Source organism: Candidatus Bathyarchaeota archaeon (genome assembly GCA_026014585.1).
GTDB lineage: Archaea > Thermoproteota > Bathyarchaeia > Bathyarchaeales > Bathycorpusculaceae > Bathycorpusculum.
Genome location: JAOZIA010000002.1, coordinates 174,953 through 194,800 on the forward strand (window position 1 = coordinate 174,953; position 19,848 = coordinate 194,800).

19 protein-coding genes are annotated in these 19,848 nt (G+C 43.8%); 7 read left to right on the forward strand and 12 right to left on the reverse strand.

Translation table 11 applies throughout. From position 1 onward, the window contains the following. Nucleotides 1–226: 226 nt before the first annotated feature. The 3 genes from NWF01_01105 to NWF01_01115 form a co-directional block, all read right to left on the reverse strand. Complete coding sequence (locus NWF01_01105) at nucleotides 227–1,234, reverse strand: hypothetical protein (protein ID MCW4023618.1); 1,008 nt, start codon at nucleotides 1,232–1,234, stop codon at nucleotides 227–229. Between the two features lie 218 nt (nucleotides 1,235–1,452). Then, complete coding sequence (locus NWF01_01110) at nucleotides 1,453–2,046, reverse strand: hypothetical protein (protein ID MCW4023619.1); 594 nt, start codon at nucleotides 2,044–2,046, stop codon at nucleotides 1,453–1,455. Nucleotides 2,047–2,111: 65 nt separating this feature from the next. Then, nucleotides 2,112–3,947, reverse strand: a complete 1,836-nt coding sequence (locus NWF01_01115) for a ribosome biogenesis/translation initiation ATPase RLI (protein ID MCW4023620.1) — start codon at nucleotides 3,945–3,947, stop codon at nucleotides 2,112–2,114. Between the two features lie 460 nt (nucleotides 3,948–4,407). On the opposite strand from NWF01_01115, the gene NWF01_01120 reads away from it, so the two are divergent. Further along, complete coding sequence (locus NWF01_01120; protein MCW4023621.1) at nucleotides 4,408–5,172, forward strand: sugar phosphate isomerase/epimerase; 765 nt, start codon at nucleotides 4,408–4,410, stop codon at nucleotides 5,170–5,172. Here the strand turns inward: NWF01_01120 and NWF01_01125 are convergent. After that, nucleotides 5,169–5,456 carry a MoaD family protein gene (locus NWF01_01125; GenBank protein ID MCW4023622.1) on the reverse strand — a complete coding sequence of 96 codons (288 nt, stop codon included), beginning with the start codon at nucleotides 5,454–5,456 and terminating at the stop codon, nucleotides 5,169–5,171. The genes NWF01_01120 and NWF01_01125 overlap by 4 nt on opposite strands. 91 nt (nucleotides 5,457–5,547) lie before the next feature. After that, entirely contained in the window at nucleotides 5,548–5,916 is a 369-nt protein-coding gene (locus NWF01_01130) for a hypothetical protein (GenBank protein ID MCW4023623.1), read from the reverse strand. A 130-nt stretch (nucleotides 5,917–6,046) separates the two neighbouring features. Between NWF01_01130 and NWF01_01135 the strand changes: the two genes are divergently transcribed. Beyond that, entirely contained in the window at nucleotides 6,047–6,547 is a 501-nt protein-coding gene (locus NWF01_01135) for a hypothetical protein (protein ID MCW4023624.1), read from the forward strand. A gap of 42 nt (nucleotides 6,548–6,589) precedes the next feature. Here the strand turns inward: NWF01_01135 and NWF01_01140 are convergent, their stop codons facing one another. Further along, a complete protein-coding gene (locus NWF01_01140) occupies nucleotides 6,590–6,811 on the reverse strand; it encodes a hypothetical protein (protein ID MCW4023625.1) in 222 nt (73 codons plus the stop codon). A 333-nt stretch (nucleotides 6,812–7,144) separates the two neighbouring features. On the opposite strand from NWF01_01140, the gene smc reads away from it, so the two are divergent. From smc to NWF01_01160, 4 genes are all read left to right on the forward strand, one after another. Then, nucleotides 7,145–10,699, forward strand: a complete 3,555-nt coding sequence (gene smc / locus NWF01_01145) for a chromosome segregation protein SMC (GenBank protein MCW4023626.1) — start codon at nucleotides 7,145–7,147, stop codon at nucleotides 10,697–10,699. Further along, nucleotides 10,696–11,412: a hypothetical protein gene (locus NWF01_01150; GenBank protein ID MCW4023627.1), complete on the forward strand. Its 717-nt coding sequence runs from the start codon at nucleotides 10,696–10,698 to the stop codon at nucleotides 11,410–11,412. The genes smc and NWF01_01150 overlap by 4 nt, the downstream gene beginning before the upstream one ends. After that, entirely contained in the window at nucleotides 11,384–11,986 is a 603-nt protein-coding gene (scpB, locus tag NWF01_01155) for an SMC-Scp complex subunit ScpB (protein ID MCW4023628.1), read from the forward strand. The genes NWF01_01150 and scpB overlap by 29 nt, the downstream gene beginning before the upstream one ends. Nucleotides 11,987–12,434: 448 nt before the next feature. Beyond that, nucleotides 12,435–12,827 (forward strand): 30S ribosomal protein S8e, encoded by a 393-nt coding sequence (locus tag NWF01_01160; protein MCW4023629.1) that lies wholly within the window; start codon nucleotides 12,435–12,437, stop codon nucleotides 12,825–12,827. Nucleotides 12,828–12,841: 14 nt separating this feature from the next. Here NWF01_01160 and NWF01_01165 read toward each other — a convergent pair whose 3' ends face one another. The 5 genes from NWF01_01165 to NWF01_01185 are packed head-to-tail and all read right to left on the reverse strand — an operon-like array spanning nucleotide 12,842 to nucleotide 17,890. Further along, nucleotides 12,842–13,132, reverse strand: coding sequence for a signal recognition particle protein Srp19 (locus NWF01_01165; protein MCW4023630.1), 291 nt, complete (start codon nucleotides 13,130–13,132; stop codon nucleotides 12,842–12,844). Between the two features lie 12 nt (nucleotides 13,133–13,144). Further along, nucleotides 13,145–14,896, reverse strand: coding sequence for a glutamate--tRNA ligase (locus NWF01_01170; GenBank protein ID MCW4023631.1), 1,752 nt, complete (start codon nucleotides 14,894–14,896; stop codon nucleotides 13,145–13,147). Between the two features lie 16 nt (nucleotides 14,897–14,912). After that, nucleotides 14,913–15,983, reverse strand: a complete 1,071-nt coding sequence (locus NWF01_01175) for a polyprenyl synthetase family protein (GenBank protein MCW4023632.1) — start codon at nucleotides 15,981–15,983, stop codon at nucleotides 14,913–14,915. 1 nt (nucleotide 15,984) lies between these two features. Further along, the gene (gene fni, locus NWF01_01180) at nucleotides 15,985–17,085 is read right to left on the reverse strand and encodes a type 2 isopentenyl-diphosphate Delta-isomerase (protein MCW4023633.1); all 1,101 of its coding nucleotides are present in this window, start codon (nucleotides 17,083–17,085) and stop codon (nucleotides 15,985–15,987) included. Nucleotides 17,086–17,089: 4 nt separating this feature from the next. Continuing rightward, complete coding sequence (locus NWF01_01185) at nucleotides 17,090–17,890, reverse strand: isopentenyl phosphate kinase (GenBank protein MCW4023634.1); 801 nt, start codon at nucleotides 17,888–17,890, stop codon at nucleotides 17,090–17,092. Nucleotides 17,891–18,130: 240 nt separating this feature from the next. On the opposite strand from NWF01_01185, the gene NWF01_01190 reads away from it, so the two are divergent. Further along, nucleotides 18,131–18,610, forward strand: a complete 480-nt coding sequence (locus NWF01_01190; protein MCW4023635.1) for an MGMT family protein — start codon at nucleotides 18,131–18,133, stop codon at nucleotides 18,608–18,610. Here NWF01_01190 and NWF01_01195 read toward each other — a convergent pair. After that, nucleotides 18,602–19,837, reverse strand: a complete 1,236-nt coding sequence (locus NWF01_01195) for a haloacid dehalogenase-like hydrolase (protein MCW4023636.1) — start codon at nucleotides 19,835–19,837, stop codon at nucleotides 18,602–18,604. The genes NWF01_01190 and NWF01_01195 overlap by 9 nt on opposite strands. Nucleotides 19,838–19,848 lie beyond the last annotated feature (11 nt).

The following is a 19,848-nucleotide window of genomic DNA, read 5'->3' on the forward strand; positions in this document are numbered from 1 at the left end:
AACACAATCCACGCCTACCCCTCTATGGTTTCTGCATGGAGTTTCTAATAGGAACCAAATAGGTTGGTGGATTATTTAGAGCTTTAATCTTTTAAGTTTAAAAATAAAACAAATAAAAAAGGGTTGGAATTTTTTCTCTTAAAAATTTTGTGATAACCGTACTACAGATACATTTAATCCTCTTTCAAAGCTTTTGATTGTGTTTCTTCGTTGAACTTTTCTGCCTCTATTTGCTTTTAGAAATTCTGTTTTTATTCTTGATTGGTTCATGTTTATCTTCATTTTCTGTTTTATTACTTTCTTTATTGACTTCCTGCGGGGTCATTGATTGATTGTTTTCAGCACCGTTATTCTCCTGACTATTTCTGATTTTAAAAAGTATACTTTCTCTAAAGGGTTGAAGTGCAAATGTTACAGACAAGGTAACAAGAACACCTGATAAAAATACTAGAAATTGTCTGCTTGACTGGGGTGATTCAAAATTACAGACAAGTGTTTGTGCATATGAACCGTTTAAGAAATCCATTGAAAACATAAGCCATCTGCTATCGCTATTTACAAAATATTCAATTGGCGCGGGTTGACTATTGGATAAATAATAAGATGACGGTAGCCCAATTTGGACTATGAACGGTTGATTAATTACATATTGACCAAGGGAACCTGTAAATGAAATCATTTCATCTGTCCATTCTGTATTGCCGCCAAAAAATGTATAAATTGCTGTTTTTCGACCATCCATTGAATCGTCGATAGCTAAAAGTGAAGAATCAGTTTTCACATAAGCACCTATTTCAAGCTCATGCACCCATTTGATTTCGTTGCCAGGTTGTAAAGATGCGTTAATTATTGAAAACCCTTGGGGCATAACTGAAAAGTGGCTATCAAAAGTACCTATTTCTTTCCACTCATCATCATGATTTGGATAGTATGTTGACAAAGGGTACTGAAAATTATTGTAAACTGCATATGCATTAACACTTAATACCTTAAAGGGTAAAAGAGCATATAAAAAACAGGTATCCCATTGTGTGACGTTTAAAGTAACTCTAATATCGATTGAATGCTCAGGGATATTGAAGGTTACCCTTGTTTTATCAATTGTATAATTCCACGCGTGTCCAGCGCCTATAACTATTGGCTGATTAGGGGGTATTTCTAATGGTGGACTGTTGGCAAAATATATTGTTAAAAATGAAGCAATAACCAACATTACTGTAATTATAGTATACATGCGTGTCCATTTGTTTCTTATGCAAGATTTAATTCTTGATATAGCCATAGACCGCATAGTTTAGGGTTGGTTATGTAGTTAATAAGCTTGCGGTCACCTAAGAAGCGGGCTATCTCAAAATCTAAAAACAAATTGACTCTATGCTTTAGAAAACCATTAGTGGGTTTGCCAAAAAGATAACTGGAAAAATAATTGCCCACTCAAAAAGCAAATTGTTTTTAGGTTTTTTTCCAGTTGTTAAACACGTACAGCCACAACATCAACCCAAGAGCGTTTGCCGCAATCATGGGAATTGTTATCCATTCTACAATCATTAACGCCGTATCAAACGGGGATACCAACACCAAAATCAAGCCCATCGCAGCAGCTTCACAAGCAATACCCAAAACTGCACCTTTGAGCAGGTATAGTTTTCCAAACATTTTCAAGGAAACCAATCCTGAAACCAGCCCGATGCCAATTGTGCTGATTGTGCAGGGTAGCGCGGTTGCTCCTCCGACGGTGTAGCGGTGTATGCCTCCGATTAGTCCTGCGATGACGCCGCCTATTGGTCCGCCTGTTACACCTGCAATCATTGCGGCAAGTTCACGCACGTTGATGATGGTTCCGTTTTCCAGTTTAATGCCTGTTAAGGTGCCATAAATGGCAAGCAAACCAAGGGTTAAGCCAAGCACTACAGGTGTTAGGTGCTTGTATTTGGCGATTTTTGGTCTATGTAGAAAGTTTGAGGCCATATACGCTATGACTATCATGAATGAGGCTGTTCCAAGTAGGGTTAAAACGTTTAACGCTATAGTTAGGGAGTCAGCCATTTCTTGTCAGCACCCATTTATTGATAACGTTCTCAATAAAAAATTTGTGATACCAAAATAGGGAATTATTTTTTGGGTTTAGCTGCGGTTTTGGTTTTGTCTTCTTTTTCGTCCTTGTCTTTTTCAATTTTGGTGTAGTAGTACTCCCCGATGCCTTTTTGGAACACGTCCATTTGGCTGCCTTCCTTGTTCACGCGGGGTCGGAACGTTGTTGAGTCACGGCGGAAGGTGATGTCCATTTCTTTGAGGAAACTGTTCATGCCCTCTCTGAGGCTCATGGGTGGATGAGCAGTACCGCTGATGCCGGGTTCCCCGTTGAAAACCATGAGTCTGTCTGCGATAAAGTCCTGAGTGACCACATCGTGTTCAACCACAAACGCGGGAGTACCATGCGCTTCCACAACACGCCGCAGAGTTTTTGCCATGTTCAAACGCTCATCCACATCAAGATAAGCGCTGGGCTCGTCAAGCAAGAACAGGTCACATTTGCGGCTCAGGCACGCGGCTATGGCGACTTTTTGGAGTTCTCCACCGCTGAGTTCCATGATGTTGCGGTCCATCAAAGCCTGCAACCGTAGGGGCTGGGCAATTTCGGTTTTGTACCAGCTTGAAACAAAGTTTTCCTTAGCCACACTCATCAAAAGGTCCTGCACAGTACCGGGGTAATCAGGGGCGATGTACTGTGGCTTGTAGCTAACGGTTAATTCGCCAAATTTGGTTTTGTCATCGGTTTCCTCAACGCCCGCGAGGATTTTGACAAAGGTGGTTTTGCCGATGCCGTTTGGTCCAAGGATTCCAACGATTTCGCCTTGTTTGATTTCTCCGGGTTCAATGTTGAGTTTGAAGCCTTGGAAGGTTTTCTCCATGCTTCCCCAATTTAGAAGGGTTTGCCCAATGTTTTGACCAGCACTTGGGGGTTTTTCGTGGAAAACGATGCTTTCTTTTCGGAACATGATGTTCTCGTCGGGGATGTAGCCTTGTAGGTAAATGTTGATGCCTGTTCGGACACCATGCACATGAGATACGACACCATAAACTCCGGGCTCCCCGTAAAACACGCAAATCTGGTCGCTGAGGTAATCGATGATTGCGAGGTCGTGCTCGGCGACGATTATGGTTTTGTTTAGTTCCTTGAGACTGCGGATTGCCTTTGCGACTTGTAATCGCTGATTCACGTCCAAGTAGCTTGAGGGTTCGTCGAAGAGGTAAACGTCGGCATCTCGGCTAAGCGCCGCCGCCACTGCCACCCGTTGCAATTCGCCGCCGCTAAGAATGTCTAGGTTGCGGTCCCAAACTTTCTCAAGTTCAAGAGCTTTAACAATTGCCTTTAACTGGCCACGTTCGTCAACTCGCCCTAGCAAATCGCTGACTTTGCCTGTGATTGCTTTGGGGATTTTGTCGACGTATTGTGGTTTGTGGCTGACTTTGAGGTTTTTTTGGCTGATTTTTTGGAAGTATTCTTGTAGGCTGCTGCCTCGGTAAAATGTGGTGATTTCTGGCCAGTCTGGTGGCTCATCGAATTTGCCAAGGTTGGGTTTGATTTCTCCGCTGAAAACTTTTAGTGTGGTGCTTTTTCCGATGCCGTTTTGTCCCAGAAGACCCAGCACAAGCCCCGCGGTTGGCGTAGGTAAGCGGTACAGTTTGAAGCTGTTTTCTCCAAAACGGTGGCTACAGTCTTTTTCCAGTTCATCGGGCAAATTCACGATGTTGATGGCTTTGAAGGGGCATTTTTTGACGCAGATGCCGCAACCGCTGCAGAGGGTTTCGCTGATAATGGCTTTGTTGCCTTCGATTCGTATGGCTTCTACGCGGCTTCTTACCATTGGGCAAAAGTTTACGCAGAGCTGGTTGCATTTTTTTACTTTGCATTTGTTTTCGTTTAATACGGCAATTCGGGTCATGGATGCGTCGTGTTATGAAATCAGAGTGGATGGTTATTAAATTTGGGGTTTAAAAGTGCGTTATTCGAAAGTTCTAAAATAAAGAATAAAAATTTTGTTGTTACGGCTTAGGTTACCATTCTTCTTCTTCCCATTCTTCGTCGTCGCCTTCTTCCCATTCATCTTCTTCTTCAAATATCATTCTCATTCACCTCCAGTCATAAACCAGCATTTATCTTACCTATCTGAGGAATTGTTTAAACGTTGAGGTTCGACAAATGTCGTTAATTCAAAACCATAAACTCATAAAATTAGGGTTTTTTCACAACTTTCTAGCACAACAACCAAAGACACTAAATCGAAAATAGAACAAGAGCATGTTAGGTTTCTTTAGAACAATTGTTTAACGCTCCATTTCCTTGATTACTGATACGCGACACCCATTTATGCCACAAACCACAAAAACATCCAGGGAACCCCTATGAAACTTAGCCTGTCAAACGGAATCTTTAGCCGCCTCAGCTTAGAAGAAAATTTTGCTGCCGTGAAGCAGTTGGGTTTTGAAAACATCGAGTTCAACATGAAAAGCGTCAAAAAAGAAAACGACACCGACGTGTACCGAGAACAAAAACTCCTCGCACAAACCCACCTCAACTGTTTAACGCTACATTCAGCCACACTTCATGTAAAAGACCCCGTTGAGGTGCATCGTGCGGTTTATTATGGAAAAATCTCGCTGGAATGCGCCCACGCCCTAAATGCTCCAATCATGACGGTACATTCAAACATTGATAAGCACTTGCCCAAACAGGTCAGACAGAAGTGCTTAGAGGGAATTTTTGGGGAAATCAAACCCTTCGCCAAGCAGTTCGGCATCAAGTTGGCGCTGGAAAACCTCTCTTACGTGTCCACGGGTTTTGGTAAAAACGTGGAGCAGCTTGAAGAGGTACTGGGCATAATTGATGATGGGGACATGGGAATAACTTTTGATGTTTGTCACGCATTGGAAACTAAAGAGCTAAAAAATCTGGTTGAAAAGTATGGAAAACGCATCTGCAACGTGCACATGGCAAACAAAGCCCACAAACCCTTCACAGCAGAAAACCCTGACCTCACATGGTTCCTGACGCGGTTACATGATTTTGGTTACACTGGACCAATAACGCTGGAACTTGACCACAAAACCAGCATGGCAGAAATCGCCAAAACTAAAGCGTTTTTTGAGGGACTGCTTGCCCATTTTTAGCCACCGCCAACCGGAGGCAAAATCGCCAACACATCACAATCATGGAGCAGGGTTTCTAAGCCATCCTTTGTGGCTGTGTTATTTCCGTTAATTAAGAACTGCAAAAATCTCCGTGGCTTACCTGTTTTGTCAAAAACGTAATCTCTAAAGTTTGCCCCGTATTTTTCGGAGAGAACCCCCAAAACATTGGCAACTGTGACTGTATCGCCTGTGAATTGCAGGGTGTCCTCTTTTTTGTTAACGATTTCTCGCAGGGTTGTAAAAAACAGGACTTGAATATTCATTACATTTGACCGTGGTATGTTTATTGTTGTGTGAAAATTAATGTTTCGTTAGTTTTTGGTTTTTAGAAAAAAGGTGCAGAAAGAAAGGTGTTTAGGGTGCATTACTTTTTTGTTGATTCTGGCACTGGTTTTGGTTGCCATGTTGATACGTGTTTGTGTTGCATGCTTGAGTGCTTTGTTGTAGGCAGGTCTGCGCTTGAGTTTGTGTTCCATTGCAGTTTCCGCTGCAAGCACAGGTGTTTGTGCAGTTTCTTGTTTGCTGACATTGCTGGGTCTGGTTTTGCTGGCAGGTTCCAGTTTGTGCTCCTGTCCCGTCGCAGTCGAGGGTTTGCAATTGGTCTTGGGTTTGAAGTGTATCGCCAGTTTGGTTTTGCATTAATGAAGGTGCAGCAGCGGCTAAAGGTACAAGAAGAACTATTCCTAACACCACACTAACCAACAGTATTGCGTTTTTGTTCATTCCTTTTCACCTCCCAACTTTCAAGTTTCTTATTGGGAAGGGCTGGTTTAGATGTTGGCTGAAACAGGTTGTTTCAAAAAGTGAAACAACTTATAAGCGCCAATGAAACAATATTTTTCAGCGTTGAAACATGCAAAAAAACCTCTTAGTTATTGTTCTCTTGTTAATTGCTGTAAGCGTTACTGGCTTGTTTTTGTTTTCAACCAACGAATTTAGCAATAACCATGGACACATGGGTCAAAATGCACAAACCGTGCGCACTTTAGAGTTACTGCTTTTCGCGGTTCCTTTGGCAATATCGGTAGCAATCGCCATTTACGCAGTTGCTTTCCCAGAAATCAAAAAATCAACCACAACACAGCCAGCCCAGCCTCAAGTTGAAAATAAACAAACTTTGGAGGCTATCCTAAAAGTGCTAAATGAGGACGAACGTAAAGTGGTTCAAGCTCTTGTCGACTCAGATAGGGGTAGTTTGTTGCAAAAAGAAATCGGTTGGAAAACTAAACTGTCAAGAGTTAAAACTCACCGTGTGGTTGCTCGGTTGGCAAACAGGGACATTGTGATGGTTGAAAAACAAGATAACACCAATAGGGTAACGTTGGCTGAATGGGTAAGTAAGAACAAGGAATAGGGCTAGCGAATTTCTTAATGAATGTCTTTCATAAATTCGGGGTTATTGGGGGTTTTTGCCTTTTTTTATTTCTTTTAGCACTCTTAATATTTGAGTTGTTATGCTTGAAAGTATTGCAACAGCAAAAACCAGTGCTGTAACGCCGATTCTATATTCCATGCTCATGTCTAAGTAGAACAAGGCAAAGATTGAAGAAACCAGCAGTGCCAGCGTCAAGACTTCAGGGATTGTCCCAAGGTTTTTCATTGCAGTTCCGAAACTCATCAAATTCACCTTGATATTCTCAAAACTTGTTGTTAGATTAATCTTGGTTTTGGGGGCTTTTAAGTATTCGCTCAAAAAAACCGTTTTTAGAGGAGATTTTTAAAGATTTTTCGCCATAAATAAATCAGTTATCACCCCTAAACAGTCACCTTAACAAACAGCAAACACTATACAAGCCAGACCCAACCGAAAATATTTCCCATCAAAACAGAGGGATTCAGCAAAATATCTCATATTCGTGCAAACCTTGAAGGTATGGTATAAGCTTTTATATGGTTGCATACGTGATGATTAAAACAAAGTTCATGCTTTCGGATGAGAGGTTAAGACTAAGTGCCCTATATAAAAAAAATCGAAGTGAAAGGCTTTAAGTCTTTTGGGCCACAAACAGTAAAGGTAAATCTCGACAAAGGCTTCACCGCAATTACTGGCCCGAACGGAAGCGGCAAAACCAACATCATGGACGCTGTACTTTTTTCGCTGGGCGAACTTAGCACCAGACGCATGCGAGCTGAAAACGCCTCCAAACTGATTTTTCACGGGTCCTCAACCGCAGGGCAAGATAAAGCCAAAATGGCAAAAGTCGTACTCCAATTTGACAATTCCGACGGCGTAATGCCCATCGACACAACCACCGTGACAGTGTCCCGTGAAGTCTTTCGTAACGGACAAAGCGTTTATCGTCTCAACGGCAGAAGAATGAGCCGCACCCAAATCATTGAAACCCTCTCAATGGCAGCCATCAGCAGCATGAGCCAAAACATCATCCCACAGGGCACAATCACACGATTAACAGACATTAACCCCGCGGAAAGAAGAAAAATCATCGAAGACCTCGTCGGCATCGGACAATATGATGCAGAAAAAGCTGAGGCAGAAGAAAAACTGCGCACAGCAGATATCTCAATTCGCACTGCCATGGGCAGAATTGACGAGGTACAAAAACGCCTCGACGACTTGGAACGCGAACGCAACCAACTCCTGCGGTACAGCTTTATCCAGAACGAAACAAAAAAGTTCCAAGCAATCAAAATTTCAAATGACATAAACCAGCTCAACAGTAAAATCAAGGATAACACTGAGCAAACAGAAAAAGTCAAAGCCCGCGTTGAAAAACTGCGCGAACAAAGAGAACTACGCCGTACAAAACGCCACGAAATTGAGGGCGAATGGAGAAAACTCAGCGGCGAAAACCTTGAAGCAGGCGGCTCAGAAATCCTAAAGGTCCAAATAAAAATCGGCGAATTAAAATCCAGATTAACCGAGTTAACCACAAAAATCAATTCAGGACAAGCCAGTTTTGAAAGCCTAAAACGCGTCAAAGAAAACAACATAAGCCAGCATGAAATGTTAAGACAGGAAATCCAAGATAACCGCCTCAAAATCCGCACTTATAGAAGTGAATATGAAAAAATCAAAAAACAAATATCTGAGAAAAGTGAGGAGCACGAAGCGTTAGCAAAGGAAACCGCGGCGCTTTGGGAAGGCTTGGGGGATAACAACCAGCAAATCCGCAGTTTAGAAACAGACATGGACAGCGGACTAAAAAGAATAGTTTATTTGCGTTCTGAATACAGCAAAGACAAAGCAGCGCTACGTATTAGCAATGGTAGACTCAAAAACCTAAACGTACGCAAAGAAAAATTCGTAGCCAGCCTTGCTGAAATCGAAAAAGCCCTCTCCGAACTGGAACAGGTACAAAAAGACCAAAAACAACAATACAAAAACCTTGAAGCCACCATTGAACGCAAAATAGCTCAAAAAGAAGCCGTAGAAAAAGAAATCACCGAAGCAAACCGCATCGCTGGCTCAGCAAAAGAAGCCGTAATTGAGTTTGCCACCCAAAAAGATTTAGCGTCAACAATTGCAGCGGAAGAAAAAGCACTGCGGCAGATTGAGGAAATGGGCGATGTAGGCGCAATTAACGGCGTTTATGGTAGACTGCGCAGCCTGATAAAGATTGACAAAAACTACAAAAAGGCAATTAACGCTGCGGCTGTGGGTTGGCTTGACGCTTTAATTGTGAAGGATATTGATGTCGCGTTTACTTGTGCGGAAACTCTTAAGCGTATGAAGCTGGGCAGAGTAAAAATCATTCCTCTACAAGGCGCAATAAACCCCAAAACCAAAGAAACACCCAAACGTGAAGGCGCAGTCGGCGCACTTAGCCAATTTGTGAAGTACGAGAAAGACTACGAGTTAGCAGTCAACTACGTTTTAGGCGACACAATTGTTGCAGCAACTGATAAGGCAGCGTTTGCATTATCAAACCAAGGTTACCGAGCAGTAACCGTAAACGGTGACCTCTACGAGCCAGGTGCTTTTGAAAGCGGCTATTACCGTGCACCCATCGACTTCTCAAATATTATCCCAAGCGAAAACGCCATAAAAAGCCTCGATGAAGCAGTCAAAGCACTCCAAACACACCTAACCCAGCGCGGAACAGACATCAAAACCATCGAGGAAGAAATCGAGCACACCAAAATCGAAATCACCCGCTTATCAGAAAACATAGCCACACTAGATAGAGAAATAATCCGAATCAAACGCGGCGTAAAAAGAACCCAACTTAACGTCAGACACACCGAAAAACTGGGCGGCAAACTGGAGCGTGAAGGTGCAGCGCTTAAAGGCCGCATGCACATGTACCTCAACGAACGCAACAAAATAAAAAACAGCCTCAAAAAAATCCAAGCCGAAATAGCCGCTCTTAAACTAAAAACTGACGTAGGACACATTCAGGAACTTGAGGTTCAACGCGAAAAAATCGGCGAAGAAATAAACAATCTACGCCAGCAACTTGGAACAAACCAAACCGAAATCAACACGCGACAATCCCAGTTTGACCGCGTGCTACGACCAGGATATAAGAACACAAAAATCCAGCTTACCAAGATTGAGCAGCAACAAAAGAAAACTGAAAAAGACATCGCAGACGCCACAGTGGAACATGACCAAGTGAAGCAGGAACTGGAAGAACTAGAAAAGACCCGCGTGGAGCTATCACAAGCTGTTTTGTCGGCAAGGGAAGAATCTAAAAAGTTCACCAGCCAAATTGATGTTATAGACGCGGAACTGCGGGTTTTTGATGCGGAATATGAGCAGGCGGACAGGCTTCTTAATCAGCTTCAGATTAGCTTGCAAACCAGTGAGTTGCGCATGCAACAGTTCCAAAATCAGCTCTCTGCGTTGGGTTATGAGCAGCCTGTGCATGTGGATCAGCGATTAGTTGAAGAAGCCGAAACTACAATTCGCATGATGCAGTATGAGCTTGAAAGAATAGGAGCGATTAATCAACTTGCAGCAGCGCATTATGATGAACAGATTGCAAGATATCGCGAATTATCCGTGCGTCTAAACGAGTTGGAACGTGAGAAACAGGCTATTGTGCAGTTCATGGACCAAATTGAAGCAAAGAAACGCAATGTGTTCATGACAGCCTTTGAAAAAATTAACACAGAACTCAACTATTACTTTGAAAAGATATCCGGCGGCGGCAATGCAACACTAAAACTGGAAAACCCCGATGACCCATTTGAAGGCGGCATCGACATGATAGTGCAGTTCCCCAACAAACCCCAAATCACCGTAAGCGGGGCTAGCGGTGGCGAACGCAGTGTTTCAGCAGTCAGCTTCATTTTTGCGCTCAAAGGTTTCACGCCAGCATCATTTTACATTTTTGACGAGGTTGACGCGCACTTAGACGCTTTTCACACAACCAAACTCGCTGAGGTGTTGCGTGAGGAAGCAGGAAAAATCCAGTTTGTAGTCATATCACTGCGCCCTGAAATGGTTAACAAGGCACAGAAGGTTTACGGCGTCTATGAACGCAATGGAGTCTCAAATGTGGTAACAGCCAAGTTTCCATCGGAGGAGGCTAAACATTGACCGAACACCACCAAGCACCCGTCAGGCGACCGTTCTATCTTAGACCCCCGCTAAACATTCTTTTTGAACTTAGCAGAATCGATAAACTCACTCCATGGAACGTAAACATTGCGTATCTGTTGCGGTCGTTTCTCAGCCAGATGGAACAACAGGGCAATGTTGACTTTCGCGCTTCAGGAGTAGCACTGGACAGTTCAGCTTTAATTTACTTGATGAAATCAAAACTGCTACTCACACTCCAAGAGCCTCCAGCGCCACCGCCAAAGATACCACACGACTTCGTTCCGCCACCTCTATTTCTGCCCCTGCGTCATGAATTAACCTCAACCACAATTCAGCACCTACTTGAGGTACTTGATGACGTGTTAAAAGGCGAGAAAGGACTAAACATGGACCGTGTGGTTGTTCAGCAACCGGTTTTGCCTGCAGTGACGGATTTGTTGCCGCAGTTTGACCGCTTCATAGCTGAGTTGGAGCTGCAAGTTGACCAGCTCTATGAATTGCTTAAAGAGAAGGTGCATGGTCAAGGCATTATTGATTTCACAACTTTAACTAAGGGCATGACAAGAATTGAAGCTTTAAGAACATTCATTTACCTCTTGTTCCTTGCGCAGGACGGTTTAGTTAGCCTATGGCAAAATGAGGAAACAGAAGAACTCTACATTGCAGTGGGGAAAGTAAGCGTTGGAAAAGCCCAAAAATCAAACAGTTGAAACCAAAAAAGAAGACGAAGCGGTAGTTGAAGAAGAAAAACGCAAACATCAACTTGCACTAATAGAGGCAGCTCTCTACGTTGCAGGGCGCCCCCTTGACCTAAACGAGATAGCACAAGTAATGGGCAGCCGCTCAAAAAAGAAAGCCAAAAAATACTGCGACACCCTCAAAGCAGAGTACACCTCAAGAAGTACAGCGCTGGAGATTTTGGAGCTACGCGATGAGCGCTACGTCTTACAGGTTAAAGCCGAATTCACCCCACTAATCAAAAAACTGGTAAACCGTCCACTACTCTCTTCTGGACCCCTAAAAACACTCTCATACATTGCGTTTCGTCAACCTATTGCCCAAAAACGCGTCATAGACGTACGAGGACAACACACATACGGACACGTAAAAATGCTCAAAGACATGGGATTAATTGCGTCTGAGCGAAACGGCAGAAACTTAGCGCTGAAAACCACCAGTTACTTCTCAGACTACTTTGGCTTAACACAGGATCCATCGTTGATGAAAAGAGAGTTGAAGAAGATTTTTGGCGATACAATAAAAGAAGAGGGACAAAATCAATAAGCTTAATCTTTGTTTCCCAATTTTAAAGATGCGTCTTTTTGACAGCAAATAATCATCTTTATGTCTAAAATGTAACTGATTTTTGCCTTCTTTACGGTAAAGGAAAAATAGGCATAAAATTACCGTATTTTTGCAAGTTTTGAGACATTTTGAGATTTTTTTCTCAACCGAGATGGAAATAAGCATGTTTTTGTATTTAGTAATCACCGGTAAAAATGCTGGGCCATAACGTAGCAGAGTGTTGCAGGCCATGTCGGTGGTATCCTGCTTGCAATTCTGTGATATTATGTCTCAGCATGCCGACTTATTCTAACTGAATGAGGTGCCTATTAAAAAAACCAATAAAATACAGAACAGCAAACAAAACAACAATGTATTAATGGATACCTTTATATTGAAATTGTCGGTTTTACTGATTCGCAATTTAACATAATAAGGGAAATGTAAAATGTCAGTTTGGCACGGTTCAATGCGTAAAAGAAAAAGCACAGGCGGAAAAAAACGCGCTTACCGCGAAAAGAAAAAGTATGAAGCAGGCGGATTCCCTGCTGAAACAGTTCTTGGCGAACCAAAACGTAAGTTCAGCAGAGGATGCGGCGGCAGTACAAAAGTTAAAGTTTTAACAGAAAAGTTTGCCTCAGTCACAGACCCCAAAACGGGCACAACTGAGAAAACTGAAATCGTCCGCGTTGTCCGAAACATCGCCAACGTCGATTACAACCGAAGAGGCGTAATCACCAAGGGCGCAGAAATCGAGACAAGCCTCGGTTTAGCTAAGGTCACATCAAGACCAGGCAATGACGGCGTAATCAACGCTGTTCTAATCAAAGAAAAAGCATAATTTTTTTGCTTTTCCTAATTTTCATTTTTAATTTTTATTAATTGTTTTGCTAGTTTTTGGATTATGACTTCTTTGGGCTCTTTCTTATCCACCCGTATAGAACCAGATTTAATCCATGGTTGCTGTGGAAAATGATCCTCCAAATCCACCTCGTAGCCTAAGCCCAAACGGTTTGCGGCTTCTTGAAGCTCTAAAATTTTTGGGAGAGAGACTGCCATGTTTTTGGGTACGCGGCGTCCTTCTTTTCGGGTTTTGTTGACGTCAAAGTATACGGGCCAAATGATGGCTTGGTCAAGTTTGCGCATGATGTTTTTCTCCTATTTTTGGGCGTAGTAAACGACTAATTTTTGGGCGACCTCGTTTACTCTTACGAAGCCGAACCGTTCAAACTGTATGATATCGTCTGGCTTTAACTTTTTGCAAGCAGACTCCGCGTAGCCCTCAATTGCTGTGGCATCTTGCTGAATTACTTCGGCGGGGTACTCACTGCCTTTGGGTATCCACTGGATAAGTTGAACCTTGAGTTTGCGCACTTCCTCGTAAGATTCGCTGGCGTAGACAGCGGTAACATCCTTGTCGGTTACTGTTTGGATTTGAATGTTAAACAGCTCCATCAAGCGCATGGTCTGGTTTGGTTGCATTGTTTGTGCGTCTTTTTGGCTAATCCAAAACTCCACCGCCGCCTCAGTGCCTTCAGGCTTAACAAGATACTCACGGAAGCCCCGTTCTGTATGCTCAGGATGCAATGGCAACTTAGCGTGGAACACTTTTGGCAATCCTGTAACTTGGAGTGTGACGGGTTGGGCTACGAAGAAGTAGCGGTTGCTTGACGCGTCAAGGATTTTACGGTTATAAGCGTACAAGTTCTCCCAGCTCAACGTAACATCATTGGGTTTAATGCCCACATCAATTATCATTTTCTTAATAGCGTCAGGTGTTATGCCACGTTTTTTAAGAGCAGCAAACGTGCCCAAACGTGGGTCATCAAAGTCCTCAAAGTCACCTTCTTTTATGCCCGCAACAATTTTGGATTTTGACAGCGCGGCACCGGTGATTTTTAGTCTACCGTAATGTATGGCTTCTGGGTATTCCCAGCCAAAATGTTGGTACATGTATTTTTGGCGTACCATGTTGGTGTAGTGTTCTTTTCCGCGGATTATGTGGGTCATGCCCATTAGGTGGTCATCTACGCCCGCGGCTAAGTTATAGAGGGGCCAGAGAATGTATTTGCTGCCTACGCGTGGATGCGGATACTTCACGGTGTCAATGATTCGCAGGGCAGGCCAGTCACGCACGGCAGGGTTTGGATGCGCAATGTCAGTTTTAACCCGAACCACCGCTTCGCCTTCCTTGTAGCCGCCGCCAAGCATTTTATGCCAACGCTCCAACTGCTCATTGGGAGCTATGTTGCGGCAGGGGCAAGGCTGTTTTTCAAGGGTTTTGTTGTGGAAATCTTCAGGGGCACACTCACACACGTAAGCGTTGCCATCCCCAATCATCTGTTCCACGTATTTGTAGTAGATTTCAAGGCGGTCGCTTTGGATATATTCCTCATCAACTTTGCAGCCGAGCCCTTTTAGGTCTTTGCGGATGTTGTCGTAGTATTCGAGTCTGGGTTTTTTGGTTTTAGGGTCAGTGTCCTCAAAACGTAGAATGAATTTGCCATTGTACATGCGGGCATATTCGTGGCTGAGCACAATAGCGCGGGCTGAGCCTAAGTGTAATACGCAGTCAGGGTTTGGCGAAAAACGCGTGGTTATGGTCTTGTATTTTTCCGCATTGGGCAGAGGCGGCAGTTTCTTTTCTTCAGTTTCAGGTTTCTTTTGGGTTTCAGGCCAGTTCTGCTCCACAATTGCCTTCTGCTCAGAAAGAGGCAACCCATTAACCTCAGCAACAACCTCAACGATAACCGCGGAAAGTTCCTTAACGCGGCTACGCAACTCTGATTTTTCACCTAAAATCTTGCCCACCAGCGCGCCTGCTTGGGCTTTGCCACCATGAGAAACCGCGTTTAGCAGGGCAGCTTTTCGAATTAACTCTTTAAGTTCAAGGTCCTGATTAAGTGTCAATGGAATTGTCCTGAAACTACATGTTTCGCGTAATCAAGAATTCAGCGAACGCTTTTAATTTTTCCTTAGCCTGCGGCGTAGGCAGAAGCTTATCCACCTCAGTCCAACTATCCAAAACCATCCGCTCCGCAACCCCTTTGACATACTCAAACGCGCCACACTTCTTAATTATCGAAATGGCTTCGTCACGTAGGGCTTGGTCAAAAGTGTGCATACCCAAAATCTCCAGCAACCTCTCCTTATCATCAGTTGAGGCTTGCTGCAACGTGTAAATAACAAGCAAGGAACGTTTACCTTCGCTGATGTCGCCACCGACACCGCCTTTTTTCTTGGCAAACTCTGTGCCGGATAAGTCTAAAATGTCATCTTGCATCTGAAACGCCACACCAATGCTCTCGGCGAACCTGCCCAGTTTTTCAACTAACGCTGGTTCAGCACCTGACAGAACAGCTGCGAGTTTGGCGGCCATCCGCGCCAGCGTGCCTGTTTTGTAGGCACACATTTGCAAATAATCCTTCTCTGTTAGGTTATCAGCGTTTGCGGCTCCTTTGTGCCATGCAATATCCATGGCTTGTCCCATGCTCAGGTTCAGCATTTCCTGAACATAAACTTCGTAGGAGTCCCGCTGGATTTCAGCTGAGAGCTTGTCGCGGTTTGCCATGATGGGCAGCAGTGGCAGGTAGTACATTGCGTTTCCTGCATTAATGGCGACATCTACGTCGAAGATTTTGTGGGTACAGGGTTTACCGCGGCGCATCTCTGAGGAATCCTCAATATCATCAACAACTAAAGTTCCATTGTGGATGACCTCTGGGATGATGGCGAAGTCAACACAGTAATCATCTTTTTTGCCCAGCGCGTCACAAATCAGCAAAAACAGTGCAGGTCGCCAGCGTTTTCCGCCACGATTAAGCATGTCCCAGATTGGATCCGCAATTGCCTTGTTTAGGGGTTCAAGGTTGTAGCTGTACATTGGCGGAGTAACCTTGAACAAAACTGCGTCTTTAGAAAATTTTCTGGGAATGTATTTTTCGATTGCTTTGTCAATTTGCGGCGCTACTTCCAGAAGAAAACGTTCAATATCCATTTTAGTGTACTCCTCGGTTTGCGTATTTTTGCAGATTAAACCCTCTGGCGGAAAGCCACTGTCCCGTCTTGCCCGTGATAACCAGCGGAGTTTCTGCTAAATCATCCAGCTTTTCTGCACCCACCAAAAACAGGGCATTACGCAACTCCTCAATCAGGCAGGAAAGTTTGACTTCGGTTTCTTTTGCACCCAACACTGCTGCTTTAAGGATTGGCTGGGAGATGCTTGCTAAGTTAGCATTGAGCGCGAGGGCTTTGGCTATGTCGGTGCCGCTTCGTATGCCGCCTGATGCGATTATTGGGATTTTTACTGTTTGGGCGATTTCGATGAGGCTTATTGCTGTGGGGATGCCCCAGTCCCAGAATGCTTCACCAAGATAACGTTGAACCCGCTCTTTTTCTTCGGAACGGTAATACTCCACCGCCGCAAAACTGGTTCCGCCTACACCATTAACATCAATGGCAGCTACACCCGCAACTTCTAAAGCTTTGGCGTCTTCAGCTGAAATGCCCGCACCTGTCTCCTTAACAATAACAGGCAAATCAAGCTCACCCGCAACCTCACCGATTTTGGCTAAAACACCCTTAAAGCTGGTTTGCCCTTCAGGTTGAATTGCCTCCTGCAAAGCGTTTAGGTGAATCGCCACGGCGTCTGCATCTATCATTTCAACGACTCTTCGAACTTCTTTTACGCCATATCCATGCACGAGTTGGACGCCGCCGATGTTGGCGATGAGAAAGGCGTTGGGTGCTTTTTTTCGTGCAACAGAAAAAGTGTCTATTAATTTTTCGTCTTCGATGGCGGCACGTTGGCTTCCCAAACCCATGCCTAACCCCAGATGCTCAACTGCCTGAGCGATTGAAGCATTAATTTCTGTTGCCTGAGCTGTTCCGCCTGTCATTGCACCCACGATTATTGGGGCTGAAAATTTTTTTCCAAGAAACGCAGTTTGGAGGTTAACCTGTTTTTTGTCTATTTCAGGAAGCGCCCGATGCACAAACTGGATGTCTTCAAAGCCTGAAGTAGCTTTTTTAGCTTGGGCTTTTTCATCCAAGCAGATTTTTATGTGGTCCGCTTTGCGTTTCTCAGTTGATTCAACCATTTTACTACTTCTCTATTTCAGTACCCAAAACACTTTGGTCCGTTAAGGCTCGGAAAATCGACAAGCCCTTAGTTGCACCCGTAACAGTAACATGCACACCTGCCTCAATCGCGGGGATTAACTCAGCGATTTTTCCTGCCATGCCACCTGTAACGTCTTGACCTTGAGCTTTGCCCAGTTTAGGCTGAATCGCCTTGAGCTCTGCCAAAGAAAGTTTCTTGTAGGGTTTAGCGTCGGGGTTAACTTTGGGGTCTTCATCAAAGAGACCATCAGTGTCAACGCCTACAACGATTTTTTCGGCTTTATACTTCAAAGCAAGATACGCAACAAGCGCATCTCCGGAGAGAACTGTGAAACCCAGTTTTTCATCCATCACGGCATCACCGTAGAAAACGGGTGTGAGAACCATTTTGGACATGGCTTTAAGCACAGTTTCATCGAAACATTTGATTTTGCCCGCTTCTGTAACTATGCAAGATGAAGGCGCGATGCTTACGGCAGGACTTTCATGCCAAATCAACGCATCCATAACCAACCCGTTTAAAACTGTCATCATGTGGTGGGTTTCAGCAAAACCGAATTTTTGTGTTGGGTCATCTTTGTAGCCTTCTTTTATGTTGTATTTTGCTGCTGTTGGGTGACCAAAACTTCCGCCGCCGTGAACAATAATTAGGTTGTCTAGGTCTGCCCGTTTGATTTCTTCAGCTAGGCGGTTTATGATTTGTGTTTTTGGGCTTGCTTCAGCAGTTTTGTCAGTAATGGCTGAGCCGCCGAGTTTAAGAATTATTGGTTTTGCCTCGTTCAACTTTTAGTGCTCCTTCACCTGAAATAATTTAACACTCATTGAAAAGCATTACCGAAAATTACAGAAAAAGCATAGTCCCCTAAACGCTTAAAACTGCCTCAAAAAAGACCACAAAATTTCTCAAACAAGCAAAGAAACAGCTATTCTGGAAATGAGTTTCAACTCAAAAAAAGCAGACGCCCCAAACAGTACAAGAAAAGTTTCTAAGCTACAGAAAACAATAGTTTATTGGTGAATTTTTTGCCCAAGAAAAAGAAGAAGACTTGGCAAGAAAAACTCAATGACGCAAATGGCTTGCCTAAAGTGGAGCAAATTCCTGACCGTTTAGCATCTAAATGGGGAACAGGAACAATCGTTATTCCTGCGCCAACCGAAGTAAACCAACTCATGAAAAAAGTACCTAAAGGCAAACTAACAACCATAAACGAAATCCGCCTAGCCCTCGCCCAAAAGCACAGCGCCACCATTGCCTGCCCGATAACTACAGGAATTTTCAGTTGGGTCTCCGCGCATGCTGCAGAAGAACAGCGTCAATTGGGGCAAGAGGATATTACGCCGTATTGGAGAACCCTCAAAACAGGCGGAGTCGTGAACGAGAAGTATCCGGGCGGCGTAGAGAAGCAAAAGGTGTTGCTGGAGCAGGAAGGGCACAACGTGATGGCTAAAGGCAAAAACTTTAAGGTTAAAAATTATGAAAAAGCCCTTGCCAAGTTAGAGTAGTAAGGTCAAAAAGAGCCCTGTTGAAACGGGAATCACAATATTATCGTTAAGGGGCAGCGGTAAAGATTCAATTGCCATGGCAAACGCTGCACCAGCCAATGCGAAAAGCGGCGGTACAAAAAAGGTTCCTGCTAAGAAAGCAAAAAAGAACCCTGATAAGGTGCCAGCTAAAGTTTTACCCTTGTTATACGGTATACGTTTTCCAAAGATGCCCCCAAAAATTGATGCGGTGCTATCGCCAAGTGCAAATATTGCAATCGCAGCTCCGCTTGCGTATGAGGGGAACAAGAGCAGGGTAAGCAAGATTCCCGTTGCAAAGTAGAGTGGAGCAGCAACAAAACCGTAAAGTTCAATCTGTGAAGCCGCATGACGAGTTATACTGGAAATCAGAGGCAGATTCCGTTTGCCTAAACGTGAAAGCTCCGAAATTAAATACACCAAAGAAACCGCAAGAATCATACCCACAGTTGCATATAACCCGATTAAATCAACGATGACGGGAATAAAAAATCCTGCCGCGTGAATGTTTTCGCGTATCATTTCGTTTGCGGATGGAAAACGCCAACGAACACGTTGCCCATCGATAACTGGCAAAAGTGAGGCAAGCTTGCCCGTTACAACATTGTCGGCTTTTATTCTTAAGAGAGAGTCAGGGTGGAAAGCGATTTTTTGGACGTTTGGCAGAAAAAGACATGAGTTATTTCGGTCATCTGTAATTACAACTGCAGTATTTTGTGGCAGTGATTGGATGTTTAGAAGTTTTTGGCAGATTTCCAGTTTTCCATTTGATTTAATTACGTCACCGCTGATTTGGCCAGTTATGGCGTCACCGTTAACTTCTAAGTCAATTCCGAAAGCGTCATCAGCGCCGATGTTATCCGCTAATTTTCTAACTAGAAAAGTAGGCACCCCCGAGCTAATCAAAACAATCCGGAATTTACGCAGTTTCAGCTCTTCCATGAAACTTCGCAGTAACGGCGTTGCAGGAATATCTTGAAAAATTTGTTCCATGGTAGCGATTTTTGCGCCTTTTAAATTTTTGAAAATTTGCCTTAAAGAAAATTCCAGTCTAAGCAGGCTTACGCCGTATAGAAAACCGATAATGCAGACTTTTAGTAGTGTCCAGACGCTTTTGCTTTTTGCTACTTCAAAAAAGAAGCGGTTTTTGGGAATCAGCACTCCTTCAACGTCGAAAATTGCAACTCTACCCGCGTCCGCTCTACTCATTGACTTCACAG